Here is a 13,520-nt window from a genome sequence, read left to right as displayed (position 1 = left end):
CTTTTAATTATTCCTAATAAAAAAATATTTGTCTAGTTAAAAAGTAATTTATTTGCGTATTTTTATATTAGAGGAGGAAATTTATGTTAATCATTCAGTTTATTATCGGATGTATCGTCGGTTCATTTATCTGCTTAGCTGCTGAGCGAGTACCAATTGGAGGTTCGATCATCTCTCCAGCATCGCAGTGTGTGTATTGTAAAACAAATCTACGTTTTTATGATCTTCTTCCGATCATTTCTATTATACTACTAAGATTTCGTTGTCGTTATTGTCACCATAGATTATCAATCAGTTATCTATTTAGTGAGCTTGTTTGTGGGCTGTTGTTCGTAGCAACGACCTTTACAGATTGGTACTCCGTCTATACACTTTTCTTTCTATTAACTACTTTTACACTGACTTTAACGGATATTTTTTATTTGATTGTTGAGCCTAAATTTTTTTATCCCTTTGGGATACTATTGTGCGTATGTCACTATTTCTTTGGACTACCACTTCATATGGTTACAGGCATATGCGTATTTATCACTCTGATTTCCTTCACTTATGTTTTTCCAAAATCTATCGGAGGCGGCGATATTCTTTTGGTGAGCTTATGGGGCGTTTTACTTGGAAATAGAGCATTGATTTTTTTACTATTTATTGCAAGTAGCTGTGCGCTATTATTTTTACTATTTTGCCACTTTTTTTTAAATAAAAAAATACAGCAGCTTCCTTTTGTTCCATTTCTAAATATCGGTTTATTATGTATTATTTTCATATGAATTACCATTTATAAAAAAAGGTGAGAATTCTGAATGAGTTCAGATTTCTCACCTTTTTCTTGTCTCCCTCTGCTGTTAACCTAGCCCCAGCATACAGCTCCCCATAATACACAGACCCAGCCTGCTTTTACTTCGGTTTTTTCTGTTCTTGTCATTTTTTTCATGTGTGTTTCCTCCTTTTTAGTTTAGCCCCAACATACGGCTCCCCATAATACGCAGACCCAGCCTGCTTTTACTTCGGTTTTTTCTGTTCTTGTCATTTTTTTCATGTGTGTTTCCTCCTTTTTAGTTTAGCCCCAACATACGGCTCCCCATAATACGCAGACCCAGCCTGCTTTTACTTCGGTTTTTTCTGTTCTTGTCATTTTTTTCATGTGTGTTTCCTCCTTTTTAGTTTAGCCCCAACATACGGCTCCCCATAATACGCAGACCCAGCCTGCTTTTACTTCGGTTTTCTCTATTCTTGTCATTTTTTTCATGTGTGCTTCCTCCTTTTTAGTTTAGCCCCAGCATACGGCTCCCCATAATACACAGACCCAGCCTGCTTTTACTTCGGTTTTCTCTGTTCTTGTCATTTTTTCATGTGTGTTTCCTCCTTTTTAGTTTAGCCCCAACATACGGCTCCCCATAATACACAGACCCAGCCTGCTTTTACTTCGGTTTTCTCTGTTCTTGTCATTTTTTTCATGTGTATTTCCTCTTTTCTAATTATTTATATATCAAATCCCTCGCATGATTTGCTACAAAGAATTTTTTACCCATATTATTTTATTATTTCTAAAGTCTCTATCGTTTCTTCTTTTCCCATCACCCCCTCAAATCTTAAGACTTCGCCATTTTTTATAACAATCATTGTAGGCGTTCCAGTTATATTATATTTTTCGCTGAATTTTTTCGTTGAAAAATTATCACCATCTAAAAAATATACTTTTTTCTGTGTTGTCTTTATTGCTTCTGTCAATACAGGTTGAAACACACGACAGGCTCCGCATGAGTCTTTTCCGTAATAAACAATTAAATCTCGTTTTTCATTTATTGCTGTCATTATCTTCTCTTCAGTTATTGATTCCAGTTTTTCTTTATCCTTGGAAAAAGAGAGTTGGGTAAAACAGAAGCTTCCTGTTATAAGCATCAAAAACAACAGCAACAACATAAATTTCTTTTTTTTCATCGTCTCTCTCCCTCATCCATCGAAACAATTTCATCGCATTGTTCTAGTAAATTCTGATCATGAGTAATTAAGAGGACTATTTTATTTTTTGATAGTTCTTTGATAATTTGGAAAAATTCTTTCGTTGAATGTCTATCTAAATTCGTTGTAGGCTCATCAAATATATACAATGGTTTTTCTTCTGCTAAGGTTCTAAGCAATAATATTTTTTGTATTTGTCCCTGGGATAGATTTCCTCCCTGAGAAAAGATCACATGATTAATCGGCAGTTCAAGATTCAACCGCTTTTGATATTCAGCAAGCTTATTACTTAGAGGAACACCTTTCTCCTCTAAATTAAATTGAATATTATTGCCAATCGAATTTTTAAATACTGACATTTCAGGGAAATATACATTGATATAGTCTGTAATATCTGTATTGGTCAGAGAAGAGAAGCTTTGTCCGTCGATACTTATTTCTCCAGTATCTGCTTCCAAAATTCCTAACAATATCTTTATTAAAGTCGTTTTGCCTGAGCCATTGCCACCAGATATCCCTACAAGGTTTCCTTTGTTTAAGCACAAATTAAAATTGGATACCACTGCTGCGCTATTTTCATATGAAAATGAAATATTTTTTAGTTCTACCTTGTTAAATTCTTTAGAAAGGTCTAAAGAATTTACTTCTCGATCGATCTCACTATCCGTAGTACTATTTTGGATATAAGAGACTGCCATTTCACTTTTCTGAACTTTTAGCCATGTTTGAATAATCGGTTTAAGCTTTGAAATGACGATCGAAATGATAAATACGCTAAGAATCAATTCAGACATTGATTGGTCTTTTCCAAAAACGTAAGAATAAATGAACAGTCCAAAAGCACTCAGCAGCATACAAGAACTAATCAGTTCAAACAAAGAATCTATTTTTGCAGACAACTCATAACTAATCATTTTCTTATCAAAATAATCAGACATCTTTTTCAATACTTTTTCTTGTGCAACTTCATCTTTTTTGAATAAACGGATATCCAAAGAATGACTTACTTGCTCTTCAATCGTTGAAGACAAACTATTTGAGCTAGTAACTAATGCCTTTTCAAAATTTCTAATTTTCCCAGCCTCTTTCATTACTAGAATGATATAAATGACTGTCCAAAAGCACATGATAATCGCGAGAAATAAATTGATACTCGATAAAAGTCCAAATAAGAATAGAATAAAGACACTATCAAATTTTAAATACAATTTATGCAGGATTCCTGTAACGGATAACAGTAAATTCCAAAAATGTCCCATGATATTATCCATGTTTCGTTTTTCTACAAAATTATTTGTTTTTTGCTGATAATATTCAAATAATACTTTCTGCTGAAATTGGTTTTCTAAGGTTGTTTTTAACTGAATATCCTTTTGATTTACAAAATAATAAGCGCCCATTAGCGAGAGAAAAAAGACGACTGCCGCAAAGAAATAAGGCATAGTTATATTTTCCATTTGAAAGATCATGATATACTGCATAAAAAATGTCACGCTCAGTGGCAGTATATATTTTAACAACGTTAGAAAGAAGATTTCACATTTAGTCTTTATTTCAACATTCCCTATAATTTCTTCATAAAGTTCTTGGATTCGCTTCCCTTTTTCTTTCTTCATCTCTTGAATGGTCTCCACACAAAGCGCATAGCCCATAAATTTTTCTGAAAAAATTTCGATTTGCTCGGTGATGATTTTAGGCTCCGCTGGATCTGAAAATGTGACTAGATTGCTTTGTACATCATGAATCACAATATAGTGCGGCATTCCTTCTCGATGAGTCACACAGATCAAGGGAAATCGTTGTGTAAACAGCTCTTTAAGATCCGTCACTTGATATGCCTCACTCATCACACCGTTCTTTTCCAAGACTTCCTGTATATCTAGCAAGGATAGCCCTTGTTCCAAAGTATCCGCTTGCTGGTCAAAATCTATTACGCTATTTTTTACTTTTAGTTGCTTGAGCATCGTTTGAATCGTAGCGATACCACAATCATTGACCATATCCTGCATAATATGTGCATACATTTAGTTCAGCTCCTTTTATTCTATAATATCGATATTGCCAAATCCTAGTTCTACCTTGATCTGCCCAGTTGACGTCTGCTTATTCTGCTTTGAATTATTTACCTGTCCCTGATTAGTCACCAAATCATAATTTCGCTCAAAATTGTTAGGGACTTTTACGACCACATTGCCTTTATTCATCTGAATATTAAGCTTTTTCAACACGTCAGTATTTTTACTTTGGACTGTTACAATCAATTTTTCCTTGCTGTTTTTAGCTACGCTTACACCTATATCTGTAACAAATGAAATCAGCATTTTATTTTTGTTTGGCTGAATCTCTTTTAATTTTTCCCCAAACGATTTGGGAATTTCTCCAGTGATACTGACGCTGTTTTTATCTCCTTGTTCTAGCACTACCAATACATCTTGACTAATTCCTTTTAATGAGATATCAGACATTTGTTCATCTGTTAAATCCCATTGTTGGCTTACCTTTATATTTTCTTCATTTACATAGTTTATATAAAATCCAATTGCAACTATCAGACCGATTACAAGAACCATAATTTTCTTTTTCATTACTCATCCCTCCAATTACTTTAGGTCGTTTCTCACTTTTCATCAGTATTTTTTATCATGTTCAGTTCAATCCATTCTTCAACATCTGAAATTGAAATTCCCGCCTCTGGTGTCCATTCGACCTTACTGACTAGCTTTCCTTGTTCAATCTTTGCTAGTGTGGGTGTATAAACCAAGTTATAAGTCTCTTTAAAATTTACCCACGATTTTTCCTGAGTCCTTAATTTGGCAACATTTAAATACTGTAGTTGATCGTGAAGATCATAGTCTTTAATCAATTTGATCAATTTGGGTTCAAAGTCATTACAGTCCCCACAAGTTGGTCGTCCTACATAAACATAAAAACTATCTTGCTGGTTCATTCTTTTCTCAAACGAGTCCACGGTCAGTGCATCAATATAATCGTATACCTCAGGATAATTACTTTTTGAAATGATCAATGCTTCTTCTTTACTTTCTACTTCACGACTTAATGAGTAGGCTTTAGTTGCAGAAAATACACTGCTTATAAGAAAAACAACTAATAATGTTCCATAAAAAAACTTTTTTTTCATTCTTTTCACCCCGTTATTTAAATTCTCGATTACGAAATACATTAAAACTAACAGCTAAAGCGATAAGACCATAAATCAAACTACTCAACAGTGCCGTTTGTAGCTGCTCACTTGTGAATACAGTTAAATCAGTAATACTGCGTAAATTAGAAAAGAACAACGTATCCAACAGAACATCGAATTTTTCAAAATAGTTGGAAATGATATTTGATAAAATCGTATCTCCAATAAATGCAATGGCAATAAATGCCGCAACTGACGTATATGAAGCTTGAAATACATTGAATAAACAAATACCCAAACAACTTGCGGCTAAATATAATGGAAGCTGCACTAAAAATGGTTTGATAGCAACGTCTAAAGGAAACCCGCCTTTTAAGAGGATGGTGGTTACCATTAAACTTACGGCATACACGCTAACAAATAATAAGGTTAATAAAAACGTTAAGACTACTTTGCTTAAAAAGAAGGTTTTTCTACTCACCCCTGCAATCAATGAATTATTTACCACACGATAATTAAAATCGTGTCCCCAGCAAACCATAAAAATATTGGTTAGGAAAATAGGGATAAGCATTGATCCATTAGATAGTCCTGACTCTATTAGATCCTTAGCTGTATCAGTACTTGATGATCCTAAAAATCCAAAGAATGCACCTAATAGAATCAATCCGGAAATTGAATAAAAACACAATGAACTTTTTACGATTCTATAGCCATCTGATTTCAATAAATTAATCATCTTACACTCCCCCAGCAATCAAGTTTAAGTAATACTCTTCTAGATTTTCTTCTTTATAGTAATAATTTGTTGGATAAATTCCCTGCTTAAATAATAGCTGAGCAACTTTTTCCATTTGATTTTTTTCTGTTTTGATATAAAGTTCCGTACCATTACTTTCTACATTAAACTGAGAATCACTAAGTATTTTTTTTGCCTGCTGATTATCTGAACTCGCTAAAACGATATACTGACCGCATTCATCTTCCAGTTCATCTTTTGTCAATTCTTTGATTAGTTTTCCTTCATTTATAATTCCATACCTAGATGCAACTAACGAAAGCTCAGTTAATATATGACTTGAAATTAAAATTGTTGTGCCGTATTCTTTGTTTAAACGATGAATAATTTCTCTGATTTCGACAATTCCCTGAGGATCTAAACCGTTGATCGGCTCGTCTAAAATAAGAAATTCCGGCTGCTCCAAGATTGCTAAACCAATTCCTAATCTCTGTTTCATTCCTAATGAATAATCCTTAAATAGTTTTTTCCCATCTACCTGATCCAAGCCTACAAATTCCAATACTTCATCAACACGCTTTTTATTTTTGATATTTTTTTGGATTGCATAATACTTTAAATTGTCTCTCGCAGACAAATACGGATAACAAGCTGGACCTTCAATAACTGCGCCCATTTTCATATTTTTTTTCGAATTGTAAGCCAATGTTCCTGAGCTTTTTTCGATCAATCTTGTCACTAATCGGATAAACGTCGTCTTCCCTGCACCATTTCTTCCAATAAATCCATAAATATCGCCCTTGTTAATAGTCATTGAAACCTCATTAACTGCTTGATATTCTTTGTATTTTTTTACTAAGTTCGTTGTTTTTAATAAATAATCATTTCCCTTAATTTCCTGCATTCTGATCACTCCTATTATTTAAATCGGCTTTTTCATTCTATTTCTAGTACTTCAATATCTTCTATATTCAAATGCTCAAAGAATAATTCTTTTTCATTTTTTTGAGGAATCATGATAATTTTTAACAATTCCCCTTTATTGAGTACTTTCAACAACTTGTCTTCATTATTGTCATTTACAATAACTAGCTTTTTATGTATAATTTCTTGATCCTCAACGAAGTATTTTATCTTTTTCATGACTCTATCACCTCTTCTAGTTAACAAATTTACCTATGTCTATTTCTTATAATGCCCTATTGTCTATGACCTTATATTTGTTCCATTACACTTTTATTGCACCCACCATATTCCAAAGATATCGAAGCCTCCCATTTTGTCGTCCTCCTTTCTTGATTGTTCTGTGTCTTTCTTACATGTATTACTTTACTGTTTTATCCTTTTTTCCAACAGGACATCTTTGTCATCCTTCTTATAACGTCCTTGCGAGAGTGTATTATAAGATGAATCGTTCATTTTCTTGTATGTCCTCTTTACAGGTATTACTTTACCGTCTTATCCATTTTTTCAACAGGACATCTTTGTCCAGTTGCCATTACTCTTCTATTTGTTAAACAAAAAATAGACTATAAAGACATAATTCATGTCTTTATAGTCTATGATTGGTTACTTAAATCTTCTTCCCATTCTTGCTTGATCCGCTCAGCTAACTGGTCCTCACCATGTAGTTGAGCAAGTAAGATTGCATCGTTGTACTTTTTATTCGCCTTGTCTAGTTCATCAAAATACAGCCAGTATTTTCCTTCTATCATGTCAACAATCGGTTTTCGATGAAAATCCTGAGTCATTCTCATTATAGTATTCGAAATTTTCACGATTGTTAAAAGCCTATCATACTTATCAAAAGTAACATACACGCCCGCTATTGATCCCAACAATCTATTTAGAATAATCAATCCAAATTCGGAGCTATAATTCACTTGTTCTAATACCTTCTCCACCAAAACTTCAAACTCTTGCTCATCATAAGGTTGGTAAAGGCAACAATCAAAATATAAATGAATAATCAGCAATTCGTTTTCTGAATACTCTTGTTTATGTTGAATCTGAAAAAAATAGTCTTGTAGGATGCCCTCACCAAAATCGATTTTGTCTGAAAAAGTGACATCATTTTGAGCTTGTGCAGTATCTATTAAAAGCTGTTCTTCTTCTGGTAATGTCTCATAATAGTCGTTATATATTTCTTCAAACGTATCATCAACCATTTTCGTCATAACATCATTATATTGCGGCGGACGTTTGAACAAATTCATTTTCAACTGCATATAACGTTTTGGTAAGGTGATTTGATTTTCATTTATCAAGTGTGAGATGGGAACAGAGAGTTGTTTCGATATGTAGGTAAGTTTAGGAAGTGTAGGCAGCGATTCCCCTGACTCAATCCGAGACAGTTGTCTAACGGTCAATTCTAATTCATCATCACAAAAAGCTTCCCTGCTTAATTTCTTTTCTTCACGAAACATCCGAATTTTTTTCCCTAATTCTAATTTTATATCCATTACGTCACCATCCCAAAAATGCTGTATAACCAATATTTTGATTATACAGCAACTGTAACACAATCACAACTTTTAGTTCAAAAAACCTACAGATCGTTTACTACTGATTGTTTTTCCAATTCTTTCGAATAAATCCAGCTCGTCCAGAACCTTCTCTGTATAAATTGTAATGCACACTGTGTTTTTTATAATAGTCCTGATGGTACTCTTCTGCTGGGTAAAATGTTTGTGTAGGTTCTATTTTCGTTACGATTGGCTGTGTAAACCGACCACTAGCCTGCAAATCGGCTTTAGATTTTTCTGCAATTTCTTTTTGTTCTTCATTTGCATAAAAAATTACAGGACGATAGGAATCTCCTCGATCGGCGAATTGACCTAAAGCATCTGTAGGATCTGTTTGCTGCCAATAGGTCTCCACCAAATCTTTATAGGAGATTATTGTTGGGTCATACGTAATTTCCACTGCCTCTGTGTGACCTGTCGTTCCAGTTGTGACTTGCTCATAGGTTGGATTTTCTACGTGACCACCTGTATATCCTGAAACAACCGAAATGATTCCCGGCTGGCTATCGAAAGGTTTTACCATGCACCAGAAGCAGCCACCAGCAAAAATTGCTTTTTCATATGTTGATTCCATTTTGCTTCACCTCTTTTTTCTATCATAAGCGGAATAATAGAATAATGATATTGATTTGCTTACTCCATTGACATGGGATGGTTCCCATATGATACATTAAAGAAAAAAAGGACGTGAATCTATATGAAAATTATTGTAGAAAAAAATTATGAAAAAATGAGCCGAGTGGCTGCAAATGTACTATTAGGCAAAATGTACCAAAACAAACGAGTAAATCTAGCAATTACAGCGGGTTCCACACCAGTGAAAATGTATGAATATCTAGTAGAAGATGTCAAAAATAAACCTTACTTTGATAATGTTCACTATTATAATTTCGATGAAATTCCTTTTAAGAAAAAACAAGGCTATGGTGTCACCATGTCAAATCTAAACAAACTATTTTTTGAACCAGCAGAAATCGATACAGCGCATATCCATCCACTAGACGAAAAAAATTATAAAACCCAAGATTCAAGACTGGAGCAAGATGGCGGATTAGACTTAATTTTGCTTGGTATCGGAGCAGATGGACATTATTGTGGAAATCTACCTGGAACTACTACATTTGAAGATTTAACTTCTGTGGTAGATGAAAATGCCACTGAGAATATGAAAGATATCTTACTTAGCGAAGTTGGCGGCGACGAAACAGAACGTCCAGATTTTTATGTCACTATGGGACCAAAAAGTGTGATGCAAGCCAAAGAAATCGTATTGTTTGCCACAGGTAAGAAAAAAGCCAGTATCATCAAGCAAGCCTTTTTCGGCCCAGTAACGAACGATGTGCCTGCTTCTTTACTACAAGTGCATCCTAATCTAACAATTATTTTAGATGAAGAAGCTGCTTCAGAACTTAATTATAATTAAACAATAAAAGAGCTAGAATCTGTAAAGATACTAGCTCTTTTATTTTATTTATTCAGTTCATTCAACGCATCTTCAGCAGCCATTTGTGCTTCAATATCAGAGATACTGTAAACATTTTCGCTTGCTACGCCGACTTCTTTTGGTTCCATGTTACGGTAACGAGCCATACCAGTACCAGCTGGGATGATTTTACCGATGATAACATTTTCTTTCAATCCAAGTAATGGATCTTTCTTGCCACGGATCGCAGCGTCTGTTAACACACGAGTTGTTTCTTGGAATGACGCAGCAGATAAGAAACTGTTTGTTTCTAATGATGCTTTTGTAATTCCTAGTAAGACTGGACGACTTGTTGCAGGAACACCACCAGCAACTAATGTGTCGTAGTTACGATCTTTAAATTCAGCAATATCAAGTAATGTACCTGGTAAGATTTCAGTATCACCTGGATCCATGACACGAACTTTACGAAGCATTTGACGAACCATTACCTCGATATGTTTATCGCCGATTTCCACCCCTTGCATACGGTACACACGTTGTACTTCACGCAATAGGTAGTTTTCAACAGATAATACATCACGAACTTGTAACAATTGTTTAGGATCGATCGAACCTTCTGTCAACGGCTCACCACGATGGATCGTATCGCCTTCAGCTACTTTCATACGAGCTGTATAAGGAACAGTATACGTACGTGTATCTGTTTTCCCTTTGATCGTTACTTCTTTTTGGCGTGTTGCAGGGTCTTCAGAAATATCGATCACTTCACCGGTAACTTCTGTGATAACTGCTTGCCCTTTCGGATTACGCGCTTCAAAGATTTCTTGGACACGGGGAAGACCTTGAGTGATATCGTCTCCGGCAACCCCGCCGGTATGGAACGTACGCATGGTTAACTGTGTACCAGGTTCTCCGATTGATTGAGCGGCAATTGTACCTACAGCTTCACCAACTTCAACACCTGAACCAGTTGCTAAGTTACGTCCATAACAGTGTTTACATACACCGTGTTTTGTATTACATGTGAATACGGAACGAATCGTTACTGTTTCAATTCCTGCATCCACGATTTCTTTCGCTAGATCTTCTGAGATCAATTGGTCTTCACCAATAATCACTTTACCTGTTTCAGGATGGACCACTGATTTACGCGTATAACGTCCCAATAGACGCTCTTCAAGTGTTTCAATGATTTCGTTTCCTTCACGAATCGCTTGAATCACTAAACCGCGGTCAGTACCACAATCGTCTTCACGAATGATTACATCTTGTGCTACGTCAACTAAACGACGAGTCAAGTAACCTGAATCGGCTGTCTTCAAGGCTGTATCGGTCATTCCTTTACGCGCTCCGTGAGTAGAGATAAACATTTCCAAGACAGAAAGTCCTTCACGGAAGTTAGAGATGATCGGTAATTCCATGATACGTCCGTTTGGAGCGGCCATCAATCCACGCATACCAGCAAGCTGAGTAAAGTTGGAGATGTTACCACGGGCTCCAGAATCTGACATCATGAAGATTGGATTTTTTGCATCCATACTTTCGATCAGTTTTTGCTGGATTTCGTCTTTGGCAGCATTCCATACGCCGATAACACGTTCATAACGTTCGTCATCTGTGATCAGACCACGACGGAATTGTTTGGTAATATTTTCTACTTGTTTGTGGGCATTGTCGATGATTTCTTGTTTCTCATGTAAAACCATGATATCTGCGATACCAACGGTCATACCCGCATGAGTTGAATGTTTATACCCTAAGTCTTTCATTCTATCTAGCATCTTAGAAGTTTCAGTGATATGGAATCTCTTGAAGACTTCTGCGATGATATTTCCTAAGTTTTTCTTCTTGAACGGTAAGACTAATTCCTGTGCTTTAATATGTGTTGGAATGTCTGTACCCGCTTCTACAAAATATTTATCCGGTGTTTGTACCGTTAAATTGTAGTCGGTTGGTTCATTCAAGTAAGGGAATTCTACAGGCATGATTTCATTAAAGATAATCTTACCTACAGTTGTGATCAAAATACGTTCTTTTTGCCAATCCGTAAACGGTTTGTCGCCAAGTAATGTTGTTTGAACACCAATACGTGAGTGTAAATGAACATAGCCATTACGCCAAGCTAAAACAGCTTCGTTCATGTCACGGAAGATCATACCTTCCCCTTCACGATCTTCTTCTTCCATTGTTAGGTAGTAGTTACCCAAGACCATATCTTGAGATGGTGTAACAACTGGCTTACCATCTTTAGGGTTCAAGATGTTTTGAGCCGCTAACATCAGCATACGTGCTTCTGCTTGCGCTTCTTCATTCAACGGAACGTGAACGGCCATTTGGTCTCCATCGAAATCGGCATTGTACGCTTCACATACTAATGGGTGAAGACGAATCGCACGACCTTCAACAAGAACTGGTTCGAATGCTTGGATACCTAATCTATGCAGCGTAGGTGCCCGGTTAAGTAAAACTGGGTGTTCTTGGATAACCTCTTCTAAGATATCCCAAACTTCATCTTCGCCACGTTCGATTTTACGCTTAGCATTTTTGATGTTTGTAGCAATTTCACGTTGAACCAATTCACGCATAACGAATGGTTTGAATAGTTCGATTGCCATTTCTTTTGGTAAGCCGCATTGGTACATCTTCAAGTTAGGTCCTACGACGATAACTGAACGACCAGAGTAATCCACACGTTTACCCAATAAGTTTTGACGGAAACGACCTTGTTTCCCTTTCAACATATGAGAAAGAGATTTTAATGGACGGTTACCTGGTCCAGTAACTGGACGGCCGCGACGACCATTATCGATCAATGCATCAACGGCTTCTTGAAGCATACGTTTTTCATTTTGCACAATAATACTTGGTGCATTCAAGTCTAATAAACGTTTCAAACGGTTGTTACGGTTGATTACACGACGGTATAAATCATTCAAGTCAGAAGTCGCAAAACGACCACCTTCTAATTGAACCATCGGACGTAAATCAGGCGGGATAACAGGGATAACATCCATAACCATCCAGCTTGGCAAGTTTCCAGAAGCACGGAATGCTTCTAAAATATCCAAACGGCGGATCGCACGTGTTCTTTTTTGACCTTGCGCAGATTTTAGCTCTTCTTTTAGTTGAGCTACTTCACCGTCTAAATCAACGTTATCTAGTAATTGTTTAACCGCTTCTGCACCCATTGCTGCAGTAAAGCCTTGACCGTATTGATCACGTTTATCACGATATTCACGTTCAGTCAATAATTGTTTTTTCTCTAGAGAAGTATCTCCGGCATCAATTACTACATAAGAGGCAAAGTAAATGATTTCTTCCAACGCACGTGGACTCATGTCTAAAACAAGACCCATACGAGATGGAATGCCTTTAAAGTACCAGATATGTGAAACTGGCGCTGCTAACTCGATGTGTCCCATACGTTCACGACGTACTTTAGAACGAGTCACCTCTACACCACAACGGTCACAAACGATACCTTTATAACGAATACGTTTATATTTTCCACACGCACATTCCCAGTCTTTAGTTGGACCGAAAATACGTTCACAGAACAACCCTTCACGTTCAGGTTTTAACGTACGGTAGTTAATCGTTTCAGGTTTCTTTACTTCACCGTAAGACCAGCTTCTGATCTTTTCTGGAGAAGCCAAACCTATTTGCATACTTTCGAATTTATTTACATCGATCAAAAGGGATTCCCTCCATTCAATTAGTTAGAAAAGC

Annotated in this window: 12 protein-coding genes; 2 read left to right on the top strand and 10 right to left on the bottom strand. The window is 36.0% G+C overall.

Features of this window, described 5'->3' with window-relative positions; all coding sequences use genetic code 11:
• Positions 1-83 precede the first annotated feature (83 nt).
• Positions 84-767, top strand: a complete 684-nt coding sequence (locus BCR25_RS05620) for a prepilin peptidase (protein WP_071879580.1) — start codon at positions 84-86, stop codon at positions 765-767.
• A gap of 763 nt (positions 768-1,530) precedes the next feature.
• Here the strand turns inward: BCR25_RS05620 and BCR25_RS05615 are convergent.
• The 9 genes from BCR25_RS05615 to msrA form a co-directional block, all read right to left on the bottom strand.
• Positions 1,531-1,938: a thioredoxin family protein gene (locus tag BCR25_RS05615; protein ID WP_069662636.1), complete on the bottom strand. Its 408-nt coding sequence runs from the start codon at positions 1,936-1,938 to the stop codon at positions 1,531-1,533.
• Positions 1,935-3,983: an ATP-binding cassette domain-containing protein gene (locus BCR25_RS05610; RefSeq protein ID WP_069662635.1), complete on the bottom strand. Its 2,049-nt coding sequence runs from the start codon at positions 3,981-3,983 to the stop codon at positions 1,935-1,937. The genes BCR25_RS05615 and BCR25_RS05610 overlap by 4 nt, the downstream gene beginning before the upstream one ends.
• 15 nt (positions 3,984-3,998) lie before the next feature.
• Entirely contained in the window at positions 3,999-4,544 is a 546-nt protein-coding gene (locus BCR25_RS05605) for a hypothetical protein (RefSeq protein WP_069662634.1), read from the bottom strand.
• A gap of 32 nt (positions 4,545-4,576) precedes the next feature.
• Positions 4,577-5,098, bottom strand: a complete 522-nt coding sequence (locus tag BCR25_RS05600) for a thioredoxin family protein (RefSeq protein ID WP_069662633.1) — start codon at positions 5,096-5,098, stop codon at positions 4,577-4,579.
• Between the two features lie 13 nt (positions 5,099-5,111).
• On the bottom strand, positions 5,112-5,840 hold the full coding sequence (locus BCR25_RS05595) for an ABC transporter permease (RefSeq protein ID WP_069662632.1): 729 nt from the start codon (positions 5,838-5,840) through the stop codon (positions 5,112-5,114).
• Position 5,841: 1 nt separating this feature from the next.
• Positions 5,842-6,744: an ATP-binding cassette domain-containing protein gene (locus tag BCR25_RS05590; protein WP_069662631.1), complete on the bottom strand. Its 903-nt coding sequence runs from the start codon at positions 6,742-6,744 to the stop codon at positions 5,842-5,844.
• 32 nt (positions 6,745-6,776) lie between these two features.
• Positions 6,777-6,983, bottom strand: a complete 207-nt coding sequence (locus tag BCR25_RS05585) for a hypothetical protein (protein WP_069662630.1) — start codon at positions 6,981-6,983, stop codon at positions 6,777-6,779.
• 416 nt (positions 6,984-7,399) lie between these two features.
• On the bottom strand, positions 7,400-8,302 hold the full coding sequence (locus BCR25_RS05580; RefSeq protein WP_069662629.1) for a helix-turn-helix domain-containing protein: 903 nt from the start codon (positions 8,300-8,302) through the stop codon (positions 7,400-7,402).
• Positions 8,303-8,402: 100 nt separating this feature from the next.
• On the bottom strand, positions 8,403-8,939 hold the full coding sequence (gene msrA / locus BCR25_RS05575; RefSeq protein WP_069662628.1) for a peptide-methionine (S)-S-oxide reductase MsrA: 537 nt from the start codon (positions 8,937-8,939) through the stop codon (positions 8,403-8,405).
• Between the two features lie 123 nt (positions 8,940-9,062).
• On the opposite strand from msrA, the gene BCR25_RS05570 reads away from it, so the two are divergent.
• Positions 9,063-9,788, top strand: a complete 726-nt coding sequence (locus tag BCR25_RS05570) for a glucosamine-6-phosphate deaminase (protein WP_069662627.1) — start codon at positions 9,063-9,065, stop codon at positions 9,786-9,788.
• 44 nt (positions 9,789-9,832) lie between these two features.
• On the opposite strand, the gene rpoC is transcribed toward BCR25_RS05570, so the two are convergent.
• Positions 9,833-13,486, bottom strand: a complete 3,654-nt coding sequence (gene rpoC, locus BCR25_RS05565; RefSeq protein ID WP_069662626.1) for a DNA-directed RNA polymerase subunit beta' — start codon at positions 13,484-13,486, stop codon at positions 9,833-9,835.
• Positions 13,487-13,520 lie beyond the last annotated feature (34 nt).

It is taken from the genome of Enterococcus termitis, from assembly GCF_001730305.1.
GTDB lineage: Bacteria > Bacillota > Bacilli > Lactobacillales > Enterococcaceae > Enterococcus_L > Enterococcus_L termitis.
The sequence above is the reverse complement of the archived record's forward strand: the minus strand, read 5'-3'. Positions and strand labels throughout refer to the sequence as shown.